A 23,619-nucleotide genomic window follows, 5' to 3' on the forward strand; every position below is an offset into this window, starting at 1 on the left:
AGGAAATAGATATGGTAGAACAACAAATTATTTATAGCTTTTCATTAAAAGAACATATCAAACTGGAAACCGACCTGCCAATTACTGTGCCTGAGTTAGTTAAACATTTGCAAGCCTTAGAGCAAATTGCTAAACAATCATCACGTGCTTTCGGTGTATTAACCAATACAGAAATTATTTCTGTGGATTTATTGATTGATGATATTGAGAAAGGTAGTCTTAAAGAAGATATTATTTTAAAATTGCTTTTCAAAGATCAGGCAAATTTAGATTTGTTTATTGAGCAAACTCGAACTTGGGCTATTGAACATTCTATGGTAACAACATTGGGGGCGGTGGTGCTAACAGGCTTATTAAGCTATGGCATTTATCGTTTAAGAAAAAAATCAACCGCCGAAGGTGAGCGTGTCATTATCAATAATTATGGCACGATTATCACCAATGGGGCTGGCACGCTCAATATCAGTGAAGAAGCCTTTAAAAAAGCGATTGAAGACAGTGTTGATGATAAAGCTAAATTGGCAAAAAACGCCCAAAAATTTGTGCAAATGGCAAAATCTGCAACAAGTAACGGTGCTGTAACTTTTGGACAAGGAAGCACAGAAAAACCACTTGAAATTCCAGCGGAGGTGATTGCCCACGTACCAGCCTATCAAGAGCCTGAAGTTTCAGAAGATAAAACAACAACATTTGAAAATATCACGCTACAAATTCGTTCATTGGATCGTGATAAATATACTGGCTGGTTAGGGTATATAGAAGGTGCATTTACGCAACGTCTGCCGATTGAAATTCCACTAACCGTAGATCTGAGTATATTGGCAAAACAGGAAGCGGTAAAGGCAACCGTTACTTTGGTTTATCGTGAAAAAGGCGATAAGATTGAGCGTAAAAAAATTATCCTTGATGTGTTACATACAAAATAATCTTTAAACCTGTTTAAAATCATTTTAAAGTCATATTTCTTAAACTCCAGTTATCAACCAATCCTTGATAACTGGAGTTTTTTTTATGCACACCTCACCCATCACCAAAATCGTAATCCACTGCTCAGCCACCCAAAACGGCAAGCAGTTACGCACCACCACTCAAACCGCCGCACAACGTATCGACGACTGGCACAAACAGCGTGGCTTTCAGCGTTTAGCAGGCAATTACAAAGCCTTTAATCCTCATCTACAACATATTGGCTATCACTTTGTGATTGATACCGACGGCACAGTTGAAACCGGTCGCAAAGAGGGCGAAACAGGCGCACACGTCAAAGGGCATAACTTAAACAGCCTTGGCATCTGCTTGGTCGGCGGTATTACCAAAGATAAACGCAATCACGGCGAATATACGGAAGCCCAATGGAAAGCCCTGCACCGTTTACTGCGTGAGCTTGAGGCGAAATATCCCAGCGCTCGCATTTGTGGACATCGCGATTTAAGCCCAGACTTAAATGGCGATGGAACAATCACGCCTAATGAATGGATTAAAGACTGCCCGTGCTTTGATGTGTGGAGTTGGCTGGATAGTGAAGAAGTCGTGAATGTTGAGCATTTATTTAAGGGATAAATGATGAGTGCATCAATACGTTTTCCAAATCATCAGAAGCAATTTACACGAGGTTGGCGAATGAGTAGCAACGCCAAACGAAATCGCAAAATCAACGGTGGCACAACCGCTGCTACTGCCTTTTACTTACGCTGGAGTTACTAAAATGAAACGAGAAATTCGCGGAATTACCTTTTTCTCTTTGGTATGGGAAATCATTATTTTCGGTGGTTTTATTTCTGCCAATGAATTAGGCATTAAAAACCTTGTACAAGCCTATGAATGGTTCTTTTACTTTATGACCGCACTTGCGATATTGGCAATGTTCTTTGGCTCTTCAAAGCCGAGATTCCAATACACCAAAGCTAAGTATCATTGGGAAATGATCACAAATACTTTGCTTGGCATTATGTTGGCATATTACGGCTACTTTGTTTGTGCGAGTATCCTGACTTTCTTTGGCTATGCTTCAGCCCAACAAAACTATTTCAACAAGGAAAAAGAAAATGAAAAAACTGAGTGAGTTGATTACCAACGATAACGGTCGTCTTTCCACCACCGCCTTTATCCAATTTTTCGGAGCGTTATTGATGGCTGGCATTTTGGTGTATGCCGTCTGGCTTGACCGCACTTATGTAGGCGAACTCTTTACCACCTTCGCTCTATTCTGCGGTGGTGGCGTGGCAACCAAAGGTTTTGCCAATGCGTTAAATAATCGGGGGCGTGAAGAATGATTTTTTATCTGATTTTAGGTTTTGCTGTAGTAGGTCTGGTAGGGACAATGATGGCCACCTATAAAATCCGCAAATCTCGACAAGAAATCGACCGCTTGTCTAAGCAAAACGAGCAACTGCAACAGGATAAAGCAGTTGCTCAAACCCAAGTCAAACATTTTGAAGTGAGAAAGAAAAATGAAGAAAACACTCGTGGCTCTCGCCGTGATGATGTCATTAACCGCCTGCAACAACAAGGCGATCTCCGTGATTAACCCCAGCTGTTCGGGCTTTGGCATAATCAAAGCCAGTCGCCAAGACACCACCGAAACCCTACGCCAAATTGCGGTGCATAACGCGACCTATCGGGAGATTTGCAAGGAGACAAGCAATGACCATTAACGTGGAATTTTGGCATTTGGTCGGGTTGTTGTTGTCGTTTCTTGGTTGCTGTTTTGGCTTTGCCAAGATTTTAGTATCGCAGTTCCAAAACAGTTTGAGTGAACGCCACCAAAACCAGCTCAAAGTAAACGACAAAGTGGAAGAATTGGAAAAGCAATTCAATCAAATGCAGTCGTCCTTGCCGCTCGTTTATGTGTTGCGAGATGACTACATTCGTGGGCAAACGGTGCTGGAAGCCAAAATGGATGCCCTACACAAAACCTTAAGTGATTTATACAAAATGGAGAGTGCAAAATGATGGAAAAAGCCCGCCGAGAAGGTATGCGTTGGCAGTTGCTCAACGTATTACATAAAGCAATGCCTTACACCACCAGCGAGCAGTTTTTACTTGATGTGATGCGTGGCATTTACCCAAACGTCACCGCTCTTGAAGTGCGTCAGCAGTTGGAATACCTCACCGACCGCAAACTGGTCGAAATCGACAAACAACCGCACGGCGTGTGGTTTGCCGATATTAACCGCCTAGGCGTGGACATTGTGGAATACACCATCGACTGCCAAGCAGGAATTGCACGCCCTGAAAAGTATTGGGCATAGGGGGAAATCATGGCACCCCGTTCAAGTATCGAAAAACTGCCCGAAGATGTCCGCCGCTGGCTGGAACGCGCCTTAACTGAGAACGGTTTTTCGGGTTATGTGGAATTGGAAACGCTATTGCGTGAGAAAGGTTATTCCATCAGCAAATCGGCGATTCATCGCTATGGGCAGAAGATTGAACGCCGTTTTAAGGCAATCAAGGACAGTACTGAAGCGGCTCGCATTATTGCCGAAGGCGCAGAAGATAAGGAAGACAAACGTAGTGAAGCCTTAATGGGGATGTTGCAGTCGTCCCTATTTGACGCGCTTGTGGACATCGAAGAAGCCAAAGACGATGAGATGACCCCGATGGAGAAATTCCAAGCCCTAAGTTTTGCAGGCAAAAATGTGGCATCACTCATTCAAGCAAGCACCAAGCTCAAAGTCTATCAAGCTGATGTGAAACGGCGTGCGGAACTTGCCGCAGAAGAAACGGAAAAAATTGTTATTCAGGCGGGCTTATCGGCAGAAACCGCAGACAAAATCAAACAGCAAATTTTAGGTATTGCATAGTGAAAGATCTTATTCCCTTTGACCCAAATGAGCTACTGTTGGGCTACCAAAAACGTTGGATAGCCGATAAATCCCAGCTCAAAATCGCTGAAAAATCTCGTCGAACAGGTTTGACGTGGGCAGAAGCTGCTGATGATGCTTTGATTGCCAGCCTTGCTAAAAAAGATGGGGGCTCTGATGTGTTCTACATTGGGTCAAACAAGGAAATGGCACGCGAATTTATTGACGCGGTGGCAATGTGGGCAAGGGCGTTTAACTATGCAGCAGGCGAAATTCAAGAAGAAGTGTTGCAAGATGAAGATAAGGACATTCTGACCTATGTAATCTATTTTGCATCAGGCTTCAAAGTAAAAGCTCTTTCCAGCAACCCGAAAAACTTACGTGGTATGCAAGGCGTGGTGGTCATTGATGAAGCAGCCTTTCACGAATACCTTGCGGAAGTATTAAAAGCCGCTCTTGCGCTGACAATGTGGGGGGCAAAAGTGCGGTTGATTTCTACCCACAACGGTGCGGACAACCTTTTCAATGAGCTGATTTTAGATAGTCGGGCAGGTAGAAAACGTTATTCCGTACACACCATTACCCTTGATGACGCTTGTGCCGAAGGCTTATATCAACGCATTTGCCAAGTCAGTAAACAAGAATGGACACCTGAAAAAGAAGCCGAGTGGAAAGAAAACCTACTCAATGACACGGCAACCAAAGAAGATGCGGAAGAAGAATACTACTGCGTACCGAAAAACGGCACAGGGTTATGGCTCTCACGTGCGTTGATTGAACGCCAAATGAGCGAAAGCACGCCCATAATCCGAATGACGGCAAAAGATGGCTTTAGCCTTGTGCCTGAACCGACACGCTATCAGGAAATGCAGGATTGGTGTGAAACCACGCTTCAGCCGATTTTGCAAACCTTAGATCAAACACAATTACATTTTTTAGGCGAAGACTTTGCCCGCAGTGGCGATATGACGTCCTTTGTGGTGTTAGCACAACAGCAAAACTTAACCAAAAGCGTTCGGTTGATTGTGGAGCTGGGCAATATGCCTTACAAGCAACAAGAACAAATTGTGCTGTTTATTCTCAAGCATTTGCCACGCTTCGCCGGTGCAGCTTTTGATGCACGAGGGAACGGAGGCTATTTAGCTGAAGCCGCTCGCGATGCGTTTGGTTCATTGGTGGATTGCGTGCAGTTATCGGAAAAATGGTATCGCGAACACACCGCCCCATTTAAAGCCGCGCTCGAAGATGGCGAACTCGACAGCATTCCCAAAGATGCCGATATTCTTGCCGATTTGCGCTCATTCCAAGTGGTAAAAGGTGTGCCTCGCATTCCCGATAAACGAACCAAAAGTGCAGACGGCAAAAACAAACGCCACGGCGACACCGCAATTTCTTTATTGCTTGCTCATTATGCTAGCCGTCAGTTGGTGCAGTTGCCTGTTAAAGCTCACAGTCGCAAACCAAGAGCCAGCCGAAAATTAACGCAAGGATATTAACCATGATCGCATTTGTAACTTTAACCATTTCTGCCGCTGTGCTGATTTTTTACGACAAACCGTTTTGGTGGGTATTTTTATTGCTTGCCACCTTTGTGGATTATGAAAAATAAGGAAAGCCAATGACACCAAAAAAACAAGATTTAATCCGCGTCATCGCCAGCCGTGCCAACGCCATTGACTATTGGTCGTTTATGCACTATTTGCCGAACCCTGATCCTGTGTTGAAGAAAATGGGCAAGGATATTTCCGCCTACCGTGAAATCCTTTCTGATAGCCATGTCGGGGGCTGTGTTCGCCGACGTAAAGCGGCAATCAAAGGCTTAGAGTGGCGAATTACACCGACAGGAAACGAAAAAACGGACGAGATTTTGACCGCACTTTTCGATCGCTTGCCGATGTCGCACATTATTAGCCAAATTTTAGATGCCACGTTGTTTGGTTATCAAGTGTTGGAAGTAATGTGGGAAAGCAACGACGGCTTGTTGTTGCCTGTTGCCATTGTCGGCAAACCGCAAGAATGGTTCGTTTTCGATGATGAAAACCAGCTTAAACTTCGTACCAAAGAGAACATCAACGGCGAAGAACTGCCGCTTTATCGAATGTTGCTGGCAACCCAAAATGCGACCTACATCAACCCGTATGGCTTGGGCGATCTCTCGCTCTGCTTTTGGGCGGCGACCTTTAAAAAAGCAGGCTTTAAGTATTGGTTGGAATTTACCGAAAAATACGGCTCGCCTTGGCTAGTGGGGAAACATCCGCGACAAGCGCAAATTCACGAAGTGGAGGATTTGCTCGATAGTATGGAAGCAATGCTTGGCACTGCTGTTGCCGCAATTCCTGATGATAGCTCTATAGGCTTAGTGGAAGGTGCTGATAAAAGTGGCTCATCAGAAGCCTTTGATAACTTTATCAAGTATTGCAAATCGGAAATCGCCATTGCGATTTTAGGGCAAAACCAAACCACCGAAGCGGAAGCTAACCGAGCCAGTGCCACCGCAGGGCTAGAAGTGACGCGTGATATTCGCAACGACGATGCCAGCCTTGTGGAAGGCGTGTTCAATCAGTTGCTGGCGTGGATTTGTGAGCTGAATTTCAACGTAGAAACCTTGCCAACCTTCGAGCTATTCGAGCAAGAAAGCATTGACAAACTGCAGGCGGAACGTGACAAGATTTTGACTGAAATCGGCGTGAGCTTTACCGAGCAATATATCCACCGCACTTATGGTTTTGAAGATGGTGACATCATTATGCAAGCGGTCGAAAAAGCGGAAAAATCTGCCAACACTGCCGACTTTGCCGAACCTATCCCGAAAAGCGTGATTGAGACCATCGGCGAACAGTTAGAAGTAGAGGGCGAAACCCACGTTGAACATTGGCTGCAAAGCATTCGCGACCAATTAGGGCAAGCCGAAAGCCTTGAGGATTTCCGCAATCAGCTGGATAGCCTTATTCCTGAATTAAGTTTTGCGGAATATGGCGAACTGCTGGCGTGGGGTTCAACCACTGCCCAATTTGCAGGGCGACAATCTGTAGAAGATGAGCGTGCCAAGTCTCCCTCTTTAGTAAAGAAGGGCTAGAGGAGATTTTTCAATGAAATTCACCTTTGAAAATCAAGTCAAATACTTTGAGAAAAAGCTCAATCTACCGACCAACAGCTACCTTGACGTATTAGGCGAAGAACACGACTACTTTTTTATGGTCGCAGGAGCAAATCGTAATGAAGTGCTGCTTGCCTTTCGCGAAGCGGTGGACGAAGCCATCAACAACGGCAAAACACTGGAAGGCTTCCGCAAGCGTTTTGATGAGGTTATCGCTCGCACAGGCTGGGATTACAAAGGCGGTAGAAATTGGCGAACCCGTATTATTTACGACACCAACGTTTACGCCGCCTACAATCGCGGACGCTTGCAACAGCATTTGGACTTAGCCGATGTGATGCCTTATTGGGAATATCATCACCACGACAACGCTCACCCACGTCAAGAGCATATTGATTTAGACGGCACGATTTTGCCCGCAAGCGATCCATTTTGGCGTTATTACTACCCCATTAAAGCCTACGGCTGCCACTGCACCGTGACCGCCCACGATGAAGACGATTTGAAAGAAATGGGTAAAACCGTCAGCCCATCGCCTGAAATCGAATGGGAAGAAAAACTAGTAGGTACACGTTCGGGCAATCCAAGAATGGTGCGTGTGCCGAAGGGCTATGATGTAGGATTTCAACCGCATAATTTTGACCGCTTGACTGCAGGGCGAAATACGGACGTGGATCAGCTGTTGTTCAATAAGTTCGTCAATGCCGAGCCAAAACTTGCCAGCCTACTGATTGAAAACGTGTTACAAAATCCGCGTGCCGTGATGATGTTAAACGGCGCGATGAAGTCGATGGTAGATACCGTTGCCACCGAAAAAATGGCACGTGGACAAATGAAAAACGTGGGCATAATCCCAGCCAAAGTGATTGATAAATTGACAGCACTTGAAAAAGCACCGCAATCTGCCGTGATTGCCGTGCGTGATGAAGATGTACTGCACGCCCTGCGTGATACCAAACAAGCCAAAGGTATTAACCTGCCGATTGAGTTTTGGGAGCAGTTGCCAGAGAAGTTGAGAAATCCAAAGGCGATTTTGTTGGAACGTGATCAGAAATTACCCACCTTGCTTTTTATCTATGAAACCGAGCAAGGCAAAGTTGCGGTAAAAATGGACTATGAAATCAAACTGAAAGATGAATTAAGTAAGAAAAAGCTACCTCATAGAGTCAATTTGGTCAGAACGGCGAGTGTATTTACAGATAAGTCAGGAATGCACAAATATGAAGTGTTGTGGGGGAAATTATAACGGTGGTTTGCCTGATTCGAACAGGATAATGAGCCTTTGACAGCACAACCTTTCCAGTAGGAAACCCCCACCGTTAAAATGACTATACGCCACTCTTTTTTAAAAGGCAAATGTTATGATCAAAATCACCCTCAACGACATCCAAGCAGCCGCAAAACTCCACAGTATTGCCCAACAACTGCAACACCCTCGCAAGCTCTATGGCGTGCTGGGCGAAACCTTGAAGAAAATCCATGCGGAACGGTTTAAGCAGGAAGTTGATCCTGAAGGCAATAACTGGCAGTCGCTTTCGCCAAAAACCTTGGCTTGCAAACAAAAGAAAGGCAAGACCACCAAAATCCTGCGTCAAGACGGTTATTTGTCGGAGAAAACCGCCTATAACTATAACGACCAAAATGTCGAGTTTGGTTCAGATGCTAAATATGCCCGTTTGCACCAATTCGGCGGTAAGGCGGGGCGTGGGGGTAAAGTCACCATTCCTAAACGTCCGTGGTTAGGCGTAAGCGAACAAGACGAGCAAAAACTCTTGCGAAAAGCGACCGCTCTTTTGCAACGCCAAATCGACCAAAGTTAGTCACTTTGTCTAAACTCAAAAATAACGCATAAAACGCCCTCTGTGGCGTTTTAAATTGGATTCGATAAATGATTGCTCGAAATCCCTTGGGCGTGTTTATAAACACCCGTAAACACGCAAAAACACGCCTTTTCTCCTTCTTCCCATTTCAAATTCTCTTTTTCAATCCTTAAACCAGTTTAAAAGCTACAAGCGGTCATTTTTTCTATGATGTGTGCAAACAAGGAGAACAAAATGACCTTTATTGAAATTTTCAAAGCCGGCAAACGACTAGATGCAAATGGCGTAGAAGTGGAAATTACCATCGATGATTTGCAACAAGCCGTCAATGCCTACGACGTAAACTTTCACGAATCCCCCGCGGTAGTTGGACACCCAAAACACAATGCACCTGCCTATGGCTGGGTAAAACGCCTTGAGTTGGACGGTGATGTACTCAAAGCCGAGTTCGACCAAGTGGATCCTGAATTTGCCGAAATGGTGGAAAAAGGACGATTTAAGAAAGTGTCGTCTTCGTTCTATCTTGCCGATAGCCCAAACAATCCTTGCCCGGGCAGTTTGTACTTACGCCACGTCGGTTTCTTAGGGGCAATGCCACCCGCCGTAAAAGGCTTGCGTAACCCTGAATTTGCCGAAAACGAACAAGGCGTAGTGGATTTTTCCGACTGGGCGGAAGCAGGTTTGTGGCGACGTTTGCGTGAATGGCTGATTGGCAAACACGGACAAGATGAAGCCGACAAAGCATTGCCTGATTATTTAGTCAATAGCGTGGTAGAAGAATCTATCCGCAATGATTTGAAACGGTATCAACAAGATGAAGCAGGTTTTCCTGTGCCGAATTTTAATGAACCGAATAACCCAACTTCAGACCCAGCTCAATCAACCGAAGGAGAACTTGAAATGACACCTGAAGAAATTGAACAGCTCAAGGCAGAAAACGAAAAATTGAAAGCCGAAAAAGCTGAAACCGCGCTCAACCAAGCCAAAGCCGAAAATGCCGACTTTGCTGAAGGTTTAGTGAAAGCGGGCAAACTTGCCCCGATTGCTAAACAGCAAGCGGTAGATTTATTGAACTATGCTTCCACCACAATGCAAGGTGGTGTAGTTGAATTTAGCGAAGGCGAAAACCTACACAGCAAACTCAAAGCCTTTTTGGATGCTCAGCCACAAGTGGTGAACTTCGGTGAAGTCGCCACCAAAGACAAAGTGGCAGCTCCGCAAGACGGCACGGTGGAATATGCCGAAGGCACAAACCCAGCCAGCATCGAAGCTGACCAAAAAATTATGGCGTATGCCAAAGAACACGGCGTGAGCTACACCGCCGCCTTTAACGCAATTTATCAATAGAAGGGAAATTTATGACTGCTCACAATCTCGCAGCACTCCGTGTGCAAGATCCTGTTTTAACCAAATTGGCACAGGGCTATCACAATTTAGAACTCATCGGCGAAGTGTTAATGCCGACCGTCGAAATCGACAAAGAAGCGGGCAAAATTCCGAAATTCGGTCGCCTTGCATTCCGCTTACCAAGTACGGTGCGTAACTTACGCGGCACGTCAAACCGTTTAGACCCTGAAGACATCACGGCAATCGACGTGGCGTTGGAAGAGCACGATGTGGAATACGCCATCGACTACCGCGAGGAAAACGAAGCGATTTTCTCGCTCCGTCAATTCGCCTTAAACACCACCCAAGATGTGATTGCACTCGGTCGTGAAAAAGAAGTGGCAACGCTCGCCTTAGACGAAAACAAATACGACAGCGGCAACAAAATCACGTTAAGCGGTACATCAAAAATCACCAGCAAACAAGCGGACATTTTTGCGATGTTCGACACCGGCATTCGTGCCGTGAAGCGTGCGATTGGTCGCAAGCCGAATGTATGCGTGATTGCAGGCGATGTGTGGGCGGCGTTGAAAGAACACCCTGCGGTGATTGAAAAACTCAAATACTCACAGGTGGCGATTGTAACGCCTGAAGTGTTCGCCAAATTGATTGGTATCGACACCGTGAAAATCGGCGAAGCAGTTTACGAAGAAAGCAATCAGCTTAAAGACATCTGGTCTGATGCCATTGTGCTTGCCTATGTTGCGCCACGTTCAACCGAACGCAAAGGCACAGTGTATGAGCCGTCTTATGGCTACACCGTCCGTCGTCAAGGTGGTTTATTTGTGGACACCTACAAAGAAAACGGTGGCAAGCTTGAAGTCATTCGCACCACCGATATTCACAAACCGCACTTACTCGGTGCATCGGCTGGTTATTTGATTAAAGGTTGCCTATAACCTCAAAAATCCCCCTCTTTAGTAAAGAGGGGTTAGGGAAGATTTGTAACACCGTTTCACTAGGAGAAAATCAATGGACAAAACCAAACTATACGCCGTCATCAGCACCATGGCGATTTACCACAACAACCAACGCTATGAGCAAGGCGACAAGCTAGAACTCACAGACGAAGAAGCCGAAAAAATCTCGCTTTATGTGAAGCTAGATGAAGCCGAAGACGAAAAACGCAAACAGGCGGAAGCTGAAGCAGAAAAAGCCCGCAAAGAAGCGGAAAAGGCAAACAAAAACAATAAAGGCGAAGGTAAAGAATAATGTACATTCAGGCACAAGATTTAACGGAAGTGGTGAGCGAAGTGGTGCTTGTGCAACTCTCTAATGACAACACAAGAGCAACGGAAGTCGATTATGCCGTATTAAACAAGGCGTGCGAATACGCTACCGAAACGGTGGACGGCTATTTACGTTCACGTTATTTGCTACCGTTAAATGATGTGCCAACGCTTGTGCGTAACATTTGCCTACAACTGGCTCGCTATTGGTTGTATTCACGCCGTCCTGAAGGCAAAGGCTTTCCCGACAATGTGAAAGAAACCCACAGCCAAGCCTTAAAAGATTTGGAGCGCATTGCCAGTGGCAAACTGCATTTGGGCTTAACGGAAATCGGCGCGGAAGGCGATGACAGTTTGCCGTCTGCGTTGAAATTTAAAGCCCGTGCACCGCAGAAATTGGATTTATCGGACTATTAAGGGATCATCAATGAGTGCCACTTTGCCTATTTTGGAAAGCATCCGAAACCACATCGAACAGAAGACCACGCGTTTTTCCATCGAGTTGTTTCCCGATGACTTAGACCGCTACAACCTCACCGACCAATATGGTGCGGTGCTGGTGCAGTATGCAGGTTCCAAATTTGAAAGTCTTGATAGCACCGACATTATCCAACAGCGCCGCAAAGTGCTGATTGCCCTCACGGTAATTGCCCGCAGCCAACACGATGACACAGGTGCACTGGATATGCTCGACCAGTTACGGCTGGCGATTGTGGGATTTAAGCCTACCAATTGCACCGCTTGTCATTTAATTAGTGAAGAATTTGCAGGCGAAGACAATGGGCTGTGGCAATACCAACTGATTATTCAAACTGAAACGTGGCAGGTGGAAGCACACCAGCCGCAAAATTTACCAAAATTTACCGCGGCACGTTACCGCCGCAAAGAACCATAAGGAGAACATTATGGCGTTTCATCACGGAACGAAAACAACACGCGTGGCAGGCGGTTCTGTCGCGGTGGAAACGGTGGACGGTGCAATTATTGGCATCGTAGGGACTGCACCTATCGGCGCAGTCAATGAATTGACCGTGTGCCAAACCACCAAAGATTTTGCCCAATTTGGTGTGATTTTAAACCAAGGCTTTACCCTGCTTGATGCCTTTGATGTATTAGCACGCTATGCTGCAGGTAAGGTGTATGTGGTCAATGTGTTAGATCCGAAAAAACACAAAACTGACATTACAGACGAAGTCTTAACGCAAGACAGCTCCACCTTAATGACAAAAACAGCGAAAGCAGGCTTATTGAACATCAGCATTCAATCATCTAGCCAAACCTTGCAAGAAGGCACTGATTACAGCGTAAACTTGCAAACAGGCGAAATTACCTTTACTACACGCCACGAAGGGTTAAAAGCGACTTACGCTTATGCTGATCCTGAAAAAGTGACCGAAGCGGACATCAAAGGCGGTATTGACGCTGCTACCGGCAAACGCAAAGGCTTGGAATTGGTGCGTGACGGTTTCAATTTATACGGTGCGGATGCCAAAATTTTAATCTGCCCAGAGTTTGACAAAACGGCAAGTTGTGCAGCTGCACTTTCAACTCTTGCGGAACAGCTCAAAGCAGTAGCTTACGTGCAACTACCAAAAGGCACATCGCTTTCTAAAGCGATTCAAGCTCGCGGCCCGATTGGTGTATTGAATGCCTCCGCAAGCTCTGAACGTGTTCGCCATTTCTATCCCTATGCGCTTGGCTCAAGTAATACATTAGAAAGTTTAGCGGTACACGCGGCAGGCTTGCGGATGAAAACCGATACCGACAACGGCTACTGGTTCTCCACTTCTAACCGTCAATTACAAGGCGTAATAGGTATGGAAGTACCTTTAACCGCTCGCGTGGATGATGAGCAATCGGAAACCAACCTACTTAACGCAGTCGGCATTACCACGATTTTCAATAGCTTTGGTACAGGCTTCCGCTTATGGGGTAACCGTTCGTCAAACTATCCAACAGTAACCCATGTCATCAATTTTGAAACGGCGTTGCGCACAGGTGACTTAATCGACGAAAGCATTCGCCGCACAGAGTTGCAATTTATCGACCGCCCGATTGATGATGCGTTGATTGACAGTTTATTGGAAACAGTGGACACCTATTTGCGAGCCTTGCCGTCAATCGTAGGTTATCGCGTCAGCCTTGACTACGACACTGACTTAGTCGATGAATTTAGCAAAGGTCACGTGCCGTTGATGTATGAATACACGCCGAAATTGCCAGCCGAGCTTATCAGCAATAAATCGGTAATGACCCGTAAATATTTAGTGAACTTGGTGTCACAACGCTAGAAGGAGAAAATTATGAGTACCGCAATTCATCAGATTGTGAACGCCAATGTGTATATGAACGGCAATTCGCTTTTGGGCAAAGCCAAAGAGTTTAAATTGCCTGACATTGAGTTCGAATTTATCGAACACAAAGGCTTGGGGCTACACGGCACAATCAAACTGCCTGCAGGGTTGAATGCTATGGAAGGCGAAGTGATTTGGGATAGTTTCTATTCTGAAGTGCGAGTAAATGCCTATAATCCTTATAAAAACGTGCAACTGATGGCACGCTCTAATGTGCAAGTGTTTGATTCTCGTGGTTTGGCTGCGGAAGAAGCACTTGTCACCATTATGAACGTGGCATTTAACAAAACTACAGGCGGTAGCTTGAAGAATAAAGAAGCGACGGAACATTCCGACAGCTTCCAAATTATGTCTATCAAGCAAACGCTGGCAGGCAAAGAAATTTTGTTCGTTGACGTGCTTGCGAACATCTACCGTGTAAACGGTCAGGATGTATTGCAAAAATACCGCACGAATATTGGGCAGTAATTCTTTAAAGCAGTTTAAACGACCTTTAAAGCTCATTTAAGTAAACTCCTTTGTGAAAGTTAAACAACATACTCACAAAGGAGTTTTTTATGTCTCAAAAAGTCGATGCAGTTCGCACCACCATTAAATTATCCAGCCCGATTAACTTACCTGATGGCACAGTCATTGAAGAAGTCAAAGTGCGTGATCCGTTAGTCAAAGATTTCCGTATTGCAAGCCAACAAGGTAAAACAGCAGAAGACCGAGAAATTATCGTGGCTGCCTTATGTTGTGGTTTAGTCTTGGAAGATATGGACTTAATCAAATGGAAAGATTACGTTCAAATTCAACGATTTCTGTTTGGTGCAAGCAGTGAAGATAGAGACGCTGAATAATGCGATTGCCGACATTGTTTGGTGGTTTGGTTTTTCAGCAGAAGAAATTGATGGTTGGACACTAAAAGAATTTGACGATTGGCTTTTTCAAGCCAATCGTCAGGTTAAGGCGGGTTATGTACGAGCTTGACGGTAAAATTTAACCAGCCCAATAATTGCCCCTGTGATTGTAGCGGCACTTAAAGAAAGCAAGGTCATTAAAGGGGCAGTTACTAAAGCGATAATCGTGCCTAACACAAGATAAAGAATAAAGCCCATACCAAAAGCAATAAAAAAGCTGTCTGTGGCATTAAACATACCTACCCAATACCACCAAGAAAACGCCAAAAAACCGATAGAAAACAATAAACCTATCACAGACCAGTAGGCTTTTTCTACTATATCGTAATCTTTCCAGTCTTCTATGATTTCTTTGAATAAGTCGAACATAAACGCCTCCTGAATTTTTCGTATATTTAACATAGTGAGCAAAAAATGGCAAATAATTTAGTACTTGGTTTAGTGATTGGTGCTTCTTTAAAAGGTAGTTTTTCTGCTGCCTTTGGAAAGGCGAATAAAACCATTGAAAACCTTTCTAATAATTTGGGTAAAGCAACCCAGCAAAACGAAAAATTGGGTGAAAAAATGGCGAAATGGCAAGAACGCCAAGTCGCACTGCATCAAAAAATGCAACTTGCCTATCTTTCGGGCGATCAGAATATTGGCAAACTTACTCGACGTTATGAGCGAATGCAGGCAGTAATTGCTCGCACAGCAGAAAAGCAACAACATTTTACCCGAGCCATTCAATCTTCTGAAAAAGCTCAACGTTCCTTATCTAGTACTTTAGAAAAACAACAGGCACGCAAACAAAACCGTGATGAATTAAAAGGTAAGTTAGCTAAATCTACCGCAATAACAGCTAGCGTAGCGTTACCTACGTGGAATGCTGTGAAAACCTATATGCAACAGGAAGAAGCAGCAAATAACCTGAAAATTTCAATGATGAAAGCTGACGGTACATTCGGCAAATTTAAGGAAATAGGCAAAATTGCCGACCAACTTGGCACGGATTTACCTGGAACACGTGAAGATTTCTATAAGCTTGCCAAAGCAATGAAAATGCAAGGTGTCTCTGATGACACTTTGATTAACGGTGGCTTAAAAACATCGGCAAAACTCAACGTTTTACTTGAAATGGATCAGGAGCAAGGCGGTGAGTTCTTTGCCAAAATGATGGAGTCACACGGCTTATCTGAAGCTGAGCTCGGGGCATCAGCGGATGATATGCAACGAGCCATGTTCGCTGCAGGCATGAAAAAAGATGATATGTACGGGGCGATGACCTATTACGCATCTAAAGTCCGTTCGATGAAATTAACAGGGCGAGAAAACTCACAAAAAATTTATGCTATTGAGGGTTTAGCAGCTCAACAAGGTTTAGAGGGCACCTCATTCGGTACAAACTTTTCCACAATGCTTGACCGAATGAGCAAAGGTCCGCAAATGATTGCCGAAGCCAAGAAAGGGATGAAGGCAGAAGCTCGGGATATTCTCGAAAAAAGCGGTGTAAAGTTTAATTTCTGGGATAAAAAAGGCAATTTCAAAGGTATTGACGGAATGGTCAAGGAGCTTGAGAAATTAGAAATTATACGCAAAAAATTTGGTGATCAAGCCGCTGAGGATGTGGCAGATGCAATGTTTGGCACTGAGGGTAAGCGTGTTGCCACCTTATTAGGTCAGCAAGGCACAAAAGGCTTACAAGATTTCTTGCAGAAAATGAAAGACCAAGCCAGCCTTGAAGAACGTGTTGCCCAAAAAACGAAAACACTTGGTTCTGCCCTTGAGAGTTTAGGCGGTGCATGGGAAAGTGCAGTCGGGAATATAGGGTCTGTTTTTGCCGATGATATTAAATCGGGAGCGAAAGCACTACAAGGTTTTGTTGAAGATACATTGACACCTTTTGTCAGCGAGCATAAAACAGCGATTAAGTGGATCGCTGCTACTGCAGGCGGTTTTTCCTTACTAAGCACAGGCGTATTAGCAACAAAATTTGCGTTTAATGGCATAGCATCCATTTTTTCAGCAGCATTTATGCCATTTAAAGTATTTAAGGCAATTAAAGCAGCCAAAGAACTTGAAACCTTAACGGGTACAATTACCAAAACAGGTAGAGTAATGAAATGGCTTGGCTCAGCCTTTGGTGTTGCGAAAAAAGCTTTTATTGGATTAGGGAAAGCTTTGCTTACCAACCCTATCGGCTTAACCATTACCGCCATCGCTGTTGCCGCCTATCTCATCTATGACAATTGGGAACCTGTTTCAACTTGGTTTTCCAACCTTTGGACGAAAGTCACAGGTTACTTCCAAAACTTCTGCAACTGGGTGCAAGACATTTGGACAGGAGCAACTGAATGGGTTTCGAGTGCGTGGGCAGGTGTGTCGGATTACTTCGGGCAACTTTGGAATAACATCACCATCTTCTTCAACTCAGGCATCGGCAACATCACCGCAACCATTCTGAACTGGTCGCCATTAGGCTTATTCTATCAAGCTTTTGCAGGCGTGCTTTCGTGGTTTGGGATTGATTTACCAAGTAAGTTTACCGAATTTGGTTCTAACCTTATCAACGGCTTAGTCAATGGTATTCGCAATGCGTGGGACGGAGCGAAAGAATGGGTTATTGGTTTAGGACAATCTATCAAAGGTTGGTTTACTGGCGAAATGAAGATCCATTCCCCTTCGCGTGTGTTTAAAGGTTATGGCGAAAATATCGTCTCAGGGCTTGCCATTGGGATTGCTGAAAATGCCCTTCAAGCCACACAAGCGGTCGATAAAATGGGGAAAAAGGTCAAGAAAGCAACTCCAAAAAACGTGGCTGCACCTGCAATAAAAGCCCCAAAAATGCCAACGGTTGAACCACTGGTAGCAAAAAGTGCGGTGAAATTCGAGCCTGTTTTAAATGGCGTTGAAACCGCCTTTAAATCGCTGTTAAACGAGAAAAAAGGCTTTTTAGGCACACTGTGGGACGATGTGAAATTTGGGGCGAATTTTGTCGGCAATCTGCTTGGGCTAAATCAATCGACCGATTTCCGCACGCCTGATTTTAATCAGGCAAGCGGTCAAAATCCGTCAATCTTTCGCGATTATCAACCGCTAAATAGAAATGCGGTGACAAATAACGAAACCAATCAGCACAACGGCATTGTGGTCAATTTTAACCCGACCATTAACGTGAACGGTAGCCAGAATCAGGGCGTGTTGGAGCAAGTTCAGCAAGGTATGCAAATGAGTTTGTATGAATTAGAAAAAGCTATCGAACGAATTATGGATCAGAAAATGCGTAGAGCCTACTAAGGAGAAACAACGATGTATTTTATGCTAGGTAATATCGCCTTTGAGCCAGTCAATTTGACCGACTTCAACGAAACCCATTCTGCGGATTTTGCCGAACACGCGGTGCTTAAAGGCAAGCCAAAACTGCAAGCTATGGGCGAGAAACTGACAGATTTATCCTTTGCGATTCGCCTGCACCACAAAATCGGCGGCGTGGAAAGTCGTTATCAATCGCTACTTTCGGCAAAAGCTAAGCAAGACGCTCTTGCCTTGATGTGGGGTTCAAAATACAAAGGCAATTTTGTGATTACTGATATTTCATCAACCACACTATTTACCGACGGCAAAGGTAATGCTTTGGCGCGTGAGATGAATATTAGCCTGAAAGAGTTTGTCGGCAATGGGCAAGCGGGCTTACTTGGTGCGGCGTTGAATGTAGGCGGTAAATCGCTGCTCGGTTCGATTTTGCCGAAAGGTTTAACCAACACACTTTCAACTGTGAAAAGTGCGGTTAGCCGTGGCGTGGAACTCTACAACCAAGGCAAACGTGCGGTGGATGAAGTTCGCAACACCGTTGCAGTAGTTCGCCAGTTGGCACACGACCCCGCTTCCGCATTGGCGTATTTGCCGAGTACGCTTGCTAATTTAGACAACGCCTTGGGTGGTTTTGGCGAACTGGTCGGAATGCAATCTGCTTTCGAGGGCGTTCGCCAGTATCTGCCTGCCATTAGCGAATTTAGCCGTGATGTGTCTGCGGTATATGATGATTTGCAAATAATGAAACAGAGTTTCAGTCGGGCGTCTGCTGATAGCGAATGGAATAACTGGTTTACGCCTGCCGATAATGCTTTAACTGAAATCAATGAGCGGCTGGATAATTCTGCAAATTCAGTGGCCAAAATGACCGCTTGGATCGTGTTGCGTGAAGATGAAAACGTGGAGAATGAAAATGACCCAAACCGTCCTTAAACACACTGTCAAACAAGGCGAACGCTGGGATAACCTTGCTTATTATTACTATGGCGACGCTCTGGAATATGCTCGCATCATTAGAGCCAATCCACATATCAGCTTTTGCGAAGTGTTGCCTACAGGGGCGACAGTGTTTATCCCAGTGCTAAATGTGAAGCCGACCCAAAACGAAAATTTACCGCCGTGGTTAAGAGGAAATAATGAGTAAAGTCCAAACGCCCGATTTTTCGCTTTTTTATGAGAAAACCAACATTACCGCTGATATTGAGTCGTCCTTGATTGAATTGACCTACACCGACTATCTTGAAGGGCAATCAGACGAACTCTCCGTGCAGTTTGAAGACATCAACGGTAAGTGGATTCGCCAATGGTTCCCGACACAGGGCGACAAACTCAAGGCAGCGATTGGCTATCAGGGCGAGCCGTTAGTCGAAATTGGGGCGTTTGAGATTGATGAGGTGGAATACGGCTATCACCCATCTAGCATTACCTTGCGAGCCTTATCCACAGGAATTAGCAAATCCAACCGTACGCTTAAACCGAAAGCCTACGAGAACACCACGCTTGCCCAAGTGGTGGCTGCGGTAGCGAACCGTTTGAAGCTCAAATTGGTAGGAAAAATTCGCCACATTCCCATTCAACGCATCACCCAATATCAAGAGCGCGATGTGGAATTTCTTGCCCGCCTTGCCCGTGAATATCATCACAGTTTCAAGATTGTGGGCAATCAGCTGGTGTTTACCGATAAAGATGAACTCGGGCAAAGCGAACCTGTAGTCGTACTCGATGAAAGCGAATGTATTAGCTTGCGACTTCGAGATCGGATTAAAGATACAGCAAAGCAAGTGGAAATCAAAGGATTTGATACAAGCGGTAAAAAAGTGGTGAAAAAAAGCAAAAAAGCCACCGCACTTCGCCCGAAAATGAAACAGGCACAGGCAGCAAGTGGCGATACGCTCAAAATCACGACACGTGGCGAAAGCCAAGAACAGATTGATGCCAGAGGCGATGCTGCATTAAGTGAGCAAAACGAAGACCAAAGTGCAGGCGATATTACCCTGATTGGCAACCCCAAACTGGTGGCAGGTTCAACCATTATGGTTAAAAATTTGGGCGTGTTTTCAGGCAAATACTTAATCAAACAATCACGCCATACCTTTAACAAACAGGGCTACACCACCAGCATCGAGGTGAGAATGTTGGAATTTATCCCAGATGATTTGATGACTTTAGGCATGGAGATGACGAATGCAAACCCATAATTTTGGTGCGACCTATCAAGAAGGCATTGTGTCGGCAATCGACCCGAAAAGCCACAAAGTGCGGTGCAGAATCCCCGCGCTTGAAGATTTGGAAACCGCGTGGCTTTCGTATCTGACGCCCAACGCAGGTGGCAATCAATTTTATTGCCTGCCAGACGTGGGCGAATTAGTCGCGCTACTCCTTGACGCGCGCGGTGAGGGCGGTTGTGTGCTAGGTGCAATTTATAACGCGCAAGACCCGACACCAACTAGTGATGGCGATATGTGGATGAAGAAATTCAGTAACGGTACGGTCATTTCGCACAATCGTAAAAGCGGTGATGTCGTTGTGAAAACCCAAGGGCACCTCACTGCAACAGCAGACGGTGGTGCAACTATTAACGCTGACACCACTATCAATGGCAAATTGCACGCCACAGGAAAAATTACATCAGGCACAGGAGTTTCCGCACCGAAAGTAACTCAAGGAAGCATTGAACTCGGCAAACATAAACACACAGGTGACTCCGGCGGTAAAACAGGCATTCCAGAATAGCCCACTTCTTTAAATCAGTTTAAAAGCCCCAGCCCAAATAGCCTTGTATCATCAAGGCTATGAATACAAATCCGATACACTCAACCCACTGGCAACTTGCACCTAACCTTAATGAACAGGCGATGCAAGGCATTGATGATATTCATCAGTGTATTGCCAACATTCTCAACACGCTCAAAGGCACCGATGTGCTTCGCCCCGAATTTGGCTCCGACCACTTTCGTTACATCGACTACCCCGAAGGCATCGCACTGCCCAATATGGTGCGTGAAATCACGCTTGCCCTGCAAAAATGGGAACCCCGCATCGAGGTTGATCATATCGCCATTGACGGACAGGCTCCGTATTTTGAACTGACAATTTATTGGGCGTTAGTGGATGAAGTGTATCGGGAGATTTATCAAACCACACTCGTAATGTAGGAACCGCAATGAAAAAAGAAGACGTAAAAATTGTGTCTGACGACATCAAGCAAATTTTAGCGGACGCCATTGCCGACTACGAGCAGCGCACAAGTAAAACATTGCAACCTGCCCATATTGAACGCTCTATTATTCAATCTTACGCCTACCGCGAAATGTTAGTGCGACAAGGAATTAACCATGCCTTTTTGCAAACCTTTCCGCAATTTGCCACAGGGCTTGCTTTAGATTTATGCGGTGAGCCGATGGGCTGTTATCGTCTATCTGACCAAGCAGCAGATGTTACCTTACGATTTAGTGTTGCAGGCAGTCATTCGGCAATCGTGATTCCGCAAGGCACGTTAGTTGGTGCAACCGACAGCCTATTATTCGCTACGCAAACCGAAGTGCGAATTAACCCGACCGAGCAATATGTAGACGTTACCGCCATTTGCCAAACCACAGGCGAAAGTGGCAATGGCTGGCAAATCGGGCAAGTGAAAACGCTCAAAAGCGAATTGCCTGCGAGCGTAACGGTTTCCAACATTGATGTGTCGGCAAATGGCATTGATACGGAAAACGATGACGACTACCGCAAGCGGATTTTGCTCGCGCCTGAAGCGTTCACCACGTGCGGTTCGGTGGCGGCGTATGAATATCACACCCGCAGCGTGTCGCAAGTGATTTCTGATGTGGCAATTTCCACCCCACAAGGCGGCACGGTGAAAGTCACAGTGCTGACCAAGCACGGACTGCCGTCTGAGATTTTGCAGAAAAAAATTCGCCATTACATCAGTGGTGAAAAACACCGACCGCTGTGTGACACCGTGATTGTGGCTGCGCCTGAACGCAAAAGCTATCGTGTGGTTGCTAACTTAGATTTGCTCGCTACCGTCGCCGAAAATGAAGTGAAAGCCAAAGCTGAAACCGCTTTGCGAACCTATCTTTCATCACGCACGCAAAAATTGGGGCTGGACATCGTACCGCTTGATATTCAAAGCGTGCTGAAAGTCGCAGGCGTGTATAACGTGCATTTGGTAAGCCCACAACTTACCGAGCTCACACCTGAACAATGGGCAGAATGCGAAAGTATCACGATAAACATCAATGCGGAGCGCAAAGATGGCTAAGTTGCAATATCCGTCAATTATTGAAATATCGCCAAAACTGACCGCACTTGCCGACCTTGGCAAGCGGTTAAATCGGCTGGATAAATCGCAAATTATGACCAGCTTTGTAGATTTAGTTCCGACCGAGTTTTTGGAATTGCTTGCCGAAAAATGGAGTGTCACCGGCTATGACGGCTGGGTGCTCGCCGAAAGTATTGACGCCAAACGCAAGCTGATTAAACGCGCGGTCGAGCTGCACCGCTACAAAGGCACACCGTGGGCAATGCGAGAAATTATTCGCCAGCTGGGCTTTGGCGAAGTGGAAATTATTGAAGGCTTGTTTGACAAACGTCGCGACGGTTCATTTATTCGAGATGGCACTTACTACCACGGTGACCGTTCAAAATGGGCACATTACCGCGTGATTTTGCAACAAGCCATCACCAACGACCAAGCCGATTTACTGCGTAAGACCTTGCGTGTATTTGCACCAGCACGCTGTGTGTTGGCAAGTTTAGACTACCGTCAAGCAGCACTTCGGCACAACGGTATGGCAATGCGTAACGGCAGATTTAATCGTGGTACAGCTTAATTCAAAAAGGAAACAAAATGGCAAATTTAACCTTAACCCGACAATGGGTAGAAAACATCTATCAATTGGAAACATCCGACCCTGTAATGGGCGGGCCAGACGGTATTGATAATCGCCAAGCCAAAGAGCTAGGGGCGAGAACCAATTATCTAAAAGACCAAGTGGATGGAATCAACCGAGACCGCACAGGCTACGCCCCAAAAGCCAGCCCCGCTTTCACCGGCATACCCACTGCACCAACGGCTGCGGCAGGGACGAATAATGCGCAAATTGCGACTACTGCGTTTGTGAAAACGGCAATCGCTGCATTGGTGGGGACTGCCCCAGTAGCGTTAGACACGTTGGAAGAACTGGCACGTGCATTAGCGGGTGATGCAAACTTAAAGGCGACTTTGCTTGCGGAAATTGGGAAAAAAGCCAACGCCACTGATTTTAATGCCTTACATGATTTATTCATTGGTATCCCTATTCCTTATCCGCTCTCTAGCGTCCCAACAGGTTGCTTGGCTATGAACGGACAGCGGTTTGATACTCGTCGTTATCCCAAATTGGCACAGAAATATCCGTCAGGGCAATTACCAGACATGCGCGGTGAATTTATCCGTGGTTTGGATAATGGGCGGGGTGTAGATGCAGGGCGTGGAGTGTTGTCGGCACAAAGTGATGCAATTAGAAATATTACTGGTGATATCGGATTTTATAGTAACGGGGCGTTCACCTATTTAAGTAAAGTATTTTATGGGGAGAGAAAAAACAATATCCTAGGTTCAACCTCAACTAACTCTGGAGAATATTATTCGTTTGCAACATTTGATGCTAGTCGTGTAGTTCCGACTGCAAACGAAAACCGCCCACGCAACATCGCCTATCACTACATCTGCCTAGCCGAATAAGGAGTACAG

At 45.5% G+C, this 23,619-nt stretch carries 31 protein-coding genes; 30 read left to right on the forward strand and 1 reads right to left on the reverse strand.

Translation table 11 applies throughout. The features are described 5' to 3' along the window. Positions 1-11 precede the first annotated feature (11 nt). The 21 genes from ACXVWB_RS07170 (at position 12) to ACXVWB_RS07270 (ending at position 14,661) form a co-directional block, all read left to right on the forward strand. Positions 12-926 carry a hypothetical protein gene (locus ACXVWB_RS07170; RefSeq protein WP_458485264.1) on the forward strand — a complete coding sequence of 305 codons (915 nt, stop codon included), beginning with the start codon at positions 12-14 and terminating at the stop codon, positions 924-926. A gap of 85 nt (positions 927-1,011) precedes the next feature. Then, positions 1,012-1,560, forward strand: coding sequence for an N-acetylmuramoyl-L-alanine amidase (locus tag ACXVWB_RS07175; protein ID WP_458485266.1), 549 nt, complete (start codon positions 1,012-1,014; stop codon positions 1,558-1,560). Positions 1,561-1,705: 145 nt separating this feature from the next. Continuing rightward, positions 1,706-2,062, forward strand: a complete 357-nt coding sequence (locus ACXVWB_RS07180) for a hypothetical protein (protein ID WP_115180420.1) — start codon at positions 1,706-1,708, stop codon at positions 2,060-2,062. Then, complete coding sequence (locus ACXVWB_RS07185) at positions 2,046-2,273, forward strand: DUF2644 domain-containing protein (protein ID WP_115180419.1); 228 nt, start codon at positions 2,046-2,048, stop codon at positions 2,271-2,273. Before ACXVWB_RS07180 ends, ACXVWB_RS07185 begins: the two co-directional genes overlap by 17 nt. A 50-nt stretch (positions 2,274-2,323) precedes the next feature. Continuing rightward, the gene (locus tag ACXVWB_RS07190) at positions 2,324-2,527 is read left to right on the forward strand and encodes a DUF2681 domain-containing protein (RefSeq protein ID WP_390891371.1); all 204 of its coding nucleotides are present in this window, start codon (positions 2,324-2,326) and stop codon (positions 2,525-2,527) included. A 116-nt stretch (positions 2,528-2,643) separates the two neighbouring features. Further along, complete coding sequence (locus ACXVWB_RS07195; protein ID WP_005661694.1) at positions 2,644-2,952, forward strand: hypothetical protein; 309 nt, start codon at positions 2,644-2,646, stop codon at positions 2,950-2,952. Then, entirely contained in the window at positions 2,949-3,251 is a 303-nt protein-coding gene (locus ACXVWB_RS07200) for a hypothetical protein (RefSeq protein ID WP_289902018.1), read from the forward strand. Before ACXVWB_RS07195 ends, ACXVWB_RS07200 begins: the two co-directional genes overlap by 4 nt. A gap of 9 nt (positions 3,252-3,260) precedes the next feature. Then, positions 3,261-3,803, forward strand: a complete 543-nt coding sequence (locus ACXVWB_RS07205; RefSeq protein WP_005708262.1) for a DUF3486 family protein — start codon at positions 3,261-3,263, stop codon at positions 3,801-3,803. Next, the gene (locus ACXVWB_RS07210; RefSeq protein ID WP_458485267.1) at positions 3,803-5,299 is read left to right on the forward strand and encodes a terminase large subunit domain-containing protein; all 1,497 of its coding nucleotides are present in this window, start codon (positions 3,803-3,805) and stop codon (positions 5,297-5,299) included. The genes ACXVWB_RS07205 and ACXVWB_RS07210 overlap by 1 nt, the downstream gene beginning before the upstream one ends. A 122-nt stretch (positions 5,300-5,421) precedes the next feature. Continuing rightward, positions 5,422-6,879, forward strand: a complete 1,458-nt coding sequence (locus ACXVWB_RS07215) for a DUF935 domain-containing protein (RefSeq protein ID WP_458485268.1) — start codon at positions 5,422-5,424, stop codon at positions 6,877-6,879. 13 nt (positions 6,880-6,892) lie between these two features. After that, positions 6,893-8,146, forward strand: coding sequence for a phage minor head protein (locus tag ACXVWB_RS07220; RefSeq protein ID WP_458485270.1), 1,254 nt, complete (start codon positions 6,893-6,895; stop codon positions 8,144-8,146). A gap of 115 nt (positions 8,147-8,261) precedes the next feature. After that, positions 8,262-8,720, forward strand: a complete 459-nt coding sequence (locus ACXVWB_RS07225; protein ID WP_458485271.1) for a phage virion morphogenesis protein — start codon at positions 8,262-8,264, stop codon at positions 8,718-8,720. 234 nt (positions 8,721-8,954) lie between these two features. After that, a complete protein-coding gene (locus ACXVWB_RS07230; RefSeq protein WP_329505940.1) occupies positions 8,955-10,067 on the forward strand; it encodes a peptidase in 1,113 nt (370 codons plus the stop codon). Between the two features lie 11 nt (positions 10,068-10,078). Beyond that, the gene (locus ACXVWB_RS07235) at positions 10,079-11,005 is read left to right on the forward strand and encodes a major capsid protein (protein WP_458485272.1); all 927 of its coding nucleotides are present in this window, start codon (positions 10,079-10,081) and stop codon (positions 11,003-11,005) included. A gap of 73 nt (positions 11,006-11,078) precedes the next feature. Continuing rightward, on the forward strand, positions 11,079-11,318 hold the full coding sequence (locus ACXVWB_RS07240; protein WP_458485274.1) for a hypothetical protein: 240 nt from the start codon (positions 11,079-11,081) through the stop codon (positions 11,316-11,318). Continuing rightward, complete coding sequence (locus ACXVWB_RS07245) at positions 11,318-11,752, forward strand: gp436 family protein (protein WP_458485275.1); 435 nt, start codon at positions 11,318-11,320, stop codon at positions 11,750-11,752. The genes ACXVWB_RS07240 and ACXVWB_RS07245 overlap by 1 nt, the downstream gene beginning before the upstream one ends. A gap of 10 nt (positions 11,753-11,762) precedes the next feature. Further along, positions 11,763-12,230 (forward strand): Gp37 family protein, encoded by a 468-nt coding sequence (locus ACXVWB_RS07250; protein ID WP_458485277.1) that lies wholly within the window; start codon positions 11,763-11,765, stop codon positions 12,228-12,230. Positions 12,231-12,240: 10 nt separating this feature from the next. After that, positions 12,241-13,626: a phage tail sheath family protein gene (locus ACXVWB_RS07255; protein WP_458485278.1), complete on the forward strand. Its 1,386-nt coding sequence runs from the start codon at positions 12,241-12,243 to the stop codon at positions 13,624-13,626. 12 nt (positions 13,627-13,638) lie between these two features. After that, entirely contained in the window at positions 13,639-14,157 is a 519-nt protein-coding gene (locus ACXVWB_RS07260; RefSeq protein WP_458485279.1) for a phage major tail tube protein, read from the forward strand. Positions 14,158-14,246: 89 nt separating this feature from the next. Then, a complete protein-coding gene (locus ACXVWB_RS07265) occupies positions 14,247-14,531 on the forward strand; it encodes a phage tail assembly protein (RefSeq protein WP_458485280.1) in 285 nt (94 codons plus the stop codon). Continuing rightward, positions 14,509-14,661 (forward strand): GpE family phage tail protein, encoded by a 153-nt coding sequence (locus ACXVWB_RS07270; RefSeq protein ID WP_458485282.1) that lies wholly within the window; start codon positions 14,509-14,511, stop codon positions 14,659-14,661. The genes ACXVWB_RS07265 and ACXVWB_RS07270 overlap by 23 nt, the downstream gene beginning before the upstream one ends. Here the strand turns inward: ACXVWB_RS07270 and ACXVWB_RS07275 are convergent. After that, positions 14,646-14,960, reverse strand: a complete 315-nt coding sequence (locus ACXVWB_RS07275) for a hypothetical protein (RefSeq protein ID WP_458485283.1) — start codon at positions 14,958-14,960, stop codon at positions 14,646-14,648. The two genes, ACXVWB_RS07270 and ACXVWB_RS07275, sit on opposite strands and share 16 nt — an antisense overlap. Before the next feature lie 45 nt (positions 14,961-15,005). Here ACXVWB_RS07275 and ACXVWB_RS07280 point away from each other — a divergent pair, with 45 nt between their 5' ends. From ACXVWB_RS07280 to ACXVWB_RS07320, 9 genes are read left to right on the forward strand one after another with little or no spacing between them, the layout of a single operon-like run. Beyond that, positions 15,006-17,867 carry a phage tail tape measure protein gene (locus ACXVWB_RS07280; RefSeq protein WP_458485284.1) on the forward strand — a complete coding sequence of 954 codons (2,862 nt, stop codon included), beginning with the start codon at positions 15,006-15,008 and terminating at the stop codon, positions 17,865-17,867. Between the two features lie 12 nt (positions 17,868-17,879). Beyond that, entirely contained in the window at positions 17,880-18,815 is a 936-nt protein-coding gene (locus ACXVWB_RS07285; protein WP_289902005.1) for a phage tail protein, read from the forward strand. Continuing rightward, positions 18,796-19,026, forward strand: coding sequence for a tail protein X (locus ACXVWB_RS07290; RefSeq protein WP_005640674.1), 231 nt, complete (start codon positions 18,796-18,798; stop codon positions 19,024-19,026). Before ACXVWB_RS07285 ends, ACXVWB_RS07290 begins: the two co-directional genes overlap by 20 nt. Next, a complete protein-coding gene (locus tag ACXVWB_RS07295) occupies positions 19,019-20,080 on the forward strand; it encodes a phage late control D family protein (protein WP_289902004.1) in 1,062 nt (353 codons plus the stop codon). The genes ACXVWB_RS07290 and ACXVWB_RS07295 overlap by 8 nt, the downstream gene beginning before the upstream one ends. Further along, on the forward strand, positions 20,067-20,615 hold the full coding sequence (locus ACXVWB_RS07300; RefSeq protein WP_458485285.1) for a phage baseplate assembly protein V: 549 nt from the start codon (positions 20,067-20,069) through the stop codon (positions 20,613-20,615). Before ACXVWB_RS07295 ends, ACXVWB_RS07300 begins: the two co-directional genes overlap by 14 nt. A gap of 59 nt (positions 20,616-20,674) precedes the next feature. Then, complete coding sequence (locus ACXVWB_RS07305; RefSeq protein ID WP_458485286.1) at positions 20,675-21,037, forward strand: GPW/gp25 family protein; 363 nt, start codon at positions 20,675-20,677, stop codon at positions 21,035-21,037. An 8-nt stretch (positions 21,038-21,045) separates the two neighbouring features. Continuing rightward, complete coding sequence (locus tag ACXVWB_RS07310) at positions 21,046-22,146, forward strand: baseplate assembly protein (protein ID WP_458485287.1); 1,101 nt, start codon at positions 21,046-21,048, stop codon at positions 22,144-22,146. Beyond that, on the forward strand, positions 22,139-22,717 hold the full coding sequence (locus ACXVWB_RS07315) for a phage tail protein (protein WP_458485288.1): 579 nt from the start codon (positions 22,139-22,141) through the stop codon (positions 22,715-22,717). The genes ACXVWB_RS07310 and ACXVWB_RS07315 overlap by 8 nt, the downstream gene beginning before the upstream one ends. A 17-nt stretch (positions 22,718-22,734) precedes the next feature. After that, positions 22,735-23,610, forward strand: a complete 876-nt coding sequence (locus ACXVWB_RS07320; RefSeq protein WP_458485289.1) for a phage tail protein — start codon at positions 22,735-22,737, stop codon at positions 23,608-23,610. Positions 23,611-23,619: the final 9 nt, after the last annotated feature.

This window comes from Haemophilus sp. SZY H53 (genome assembly GCF_054332375.1).

Bases quoted from the DNA above. Each gene is read 5' to 3' on its own strand.
- ACXVWB_RS07170 (WP_458485264.1), top strand. From the start codon at position 12: ATGGTAGAACAACAAATTATTTATAGCTTTTCATTAAAAGAACATATC.
- ACXVWB_RS07175 (WP_458485266.1), top strand. From the start codon at position 1,012: ATGCACACCTCACCCATCACCAAAATCGTAATCCACTGCTCAGCCACC.
- ACXVWB_RS07180 (WP_115180420.1), top strand. From the start codon at position 1,706: ATGAAACGAGAAATTCGCGGAATTACCTTTTTCTCTTTGGTATGGGAA.
- ACXVWB_RS07185 (WP_115180419.1), top strand. From the start codon at position 2,046: ATGAAAAAACTGAGTGAGTTGATTACCAACGATAACGGTCGTCTTTCC.
- ACXVWB_RS07190 (WP_390891371.1), top strand. From the start codon at position 2,324: ATGGCCACCTATAAAATCCGCAAATCTCGACAAGAAATCGACCGCTTG.
- ACXVWB_RS07195 (WP_005661694.1), top strand. From the start codon at position 2,644: ATGACCATTAACGTGGAATTTTGGCATTTGGTCGGGTTGTTGTTGTCG.
- ACXVWB_RS07200 (WP_289902018.1), top strand. From the start codon at position 2,949: ATGATGGAAAAAGCCCGCCGAGAAGGTATGCGTTGGCAGTTGCTCAAC.
- ACXVWB_RS07205 (WP_005708262.1), top strand. From the start codon at position 3,261: ATGGCACCCCGTTCAAGTATCGAAAAACTGCCCGAAGATGTCCGCCGC.
- ACXVWB_RS07215 (WP_458485268.1), top strand. From the start codon at position 5,422: ATGACACCAAAAAAACAAGATTTAATCCGCGTCATCGCCAGCCGTGCC.
- ACXVWB_RS07220 (WP_458485270.1), top strand. From the start codon at position 6,893: ATGAAATTCACCTTTGAAAATCAAGTCAAATACTTTGAGAAAAAGCTC.
- ACXVWB_RS07225 (WP_458485271.1), top strand. From the start codon at position 8,262: ATGATCAAAATCACCCTCAACGACATCCAAGCAGCCGCAAAACTCCAC.
- ACXVWB_RS07230 (WP_329505940.1), top strand. From the start codon at position 8,955: ATGACCTTTATTGAAATTTTCAAAGCCGGCAAACGACTAGATGCAAAT.
- ACXVWB_RS07235 (WP_458485272.1), top strand. From the start codon at position 10,079: ATGACTGCTCACAATCTCGCAGCACTCCGTGTGCAAGATCCTGTTTTA.
- ACXVWB_RS07240 (WP_458485274.1), top strand. From the start codon at position 11,079: ATGGACAAAACCAAACTATACGCCGTCATCAGCACCATGGCGATTTAC.
- ACXVWB_RS07245 (WP_458485275.1), top strand. From the start codon at position 11,318: ATGTACATTCAGGCACAAGATTTAACGGAAGTGGTGAGCGAAGTGGTG.
- ACXVWB_RS07250 (WP_458485277.1), top strand. From the start codon at position 11,763: ATGAGTGCCACTTTGCCTATTTTGGAAAGCATCCGAAACCACATCGAA.
- ACXVWB_RS07255 (WP_458485278.1), top strand. From the start codon at position 12,241: ATGGCGTTTCATCACGGAACGAAAACAACACGCGTGGCAGGCGGTTCT.
- ACXVWB_RS07260 (WP_458485279.1), top strand. From the start codon at position 13,639: ATGAGTACCGCAATTCATCAGATTGTGAACGCCAATGTGTATATGAAC.
- ACXVWB_RS07265 (WP_458485280.1), top strand. From the start codon at position 14,247: ATGTCTCAAAAAGTCGATGCAGTTCGCACCACCATTAAATTATCCAGC.
- ACXVWB_RS07275 (WP_458485283.1), bottom strand. From the start codon at position 14,960: ATGTTCGACTTATTCAAAGAAATCATAGAAGACTGGAAAGATTACGAT.
- ACXVWB_RS07280 (WP_458485284.1), top strand. From the start codon at position 15,006: ATGGCAAATAATTTAGTACTTGGTTTAGTGATTGGTGCTTCTTTAAAA.
- ACXVWB_RS07285 (WP_289902005.1), top strand. From the start codon at position 17,880: ATGTATTTTATGCTAGGTAATATCGCCTTTGAGCCAGTCAATTTGACC.
- ACXVWB_RS07290 (WP_005640674.1), top strand. From the start codon at position 18,796: ATGACCCAAACCGTCCTTAAACACACTGTCAAACAAGGCGAACGCTGG.
- ACXVWB_RS07295 (WP_289902004.1), top strand. From the start codon at position 19,019: ATGAGTAAAGTCCAAACGCCCGATTTTTCGCTTTTTTATGAGAAAACC.
- ACXVWB_RS07300 (WP_458485285.1), top strand. From the start codon at position 20,067: ATGCAAACCCATAATTTTGGTGCGACCTATCAAGAAGGCATTGTGTCG.
- ACXVWB_RS07305 (WP_458485286.1), top strand. From the start codon at position 20,675: ATGAATACAAATCCGATACACTCAACCCACTGGCAACTTGCACCTAAC.
- ACXVWB_RS07310 (WP_458485287.1), top strand. From the start codon at position 21,046: ATGAAAAAAGAAGACGTAAAAATTGTGTCTGACGACATCAAGCAAATT.
- ACXVWB_RS07315 (WP_458485288.1), top strand. From the start codon at position 22,139: ATGGCTAAGTTGCAATATCCGTCAATTATTGAAATATCGCCAAAACTG.
- ACXVWB_RS07320 (WP_458485289.1), top strand. From the start codon at position 22,735: ATGGCAAATTTAACCTTAACCCGACAATGGGTAGAAAACATCTATCAA.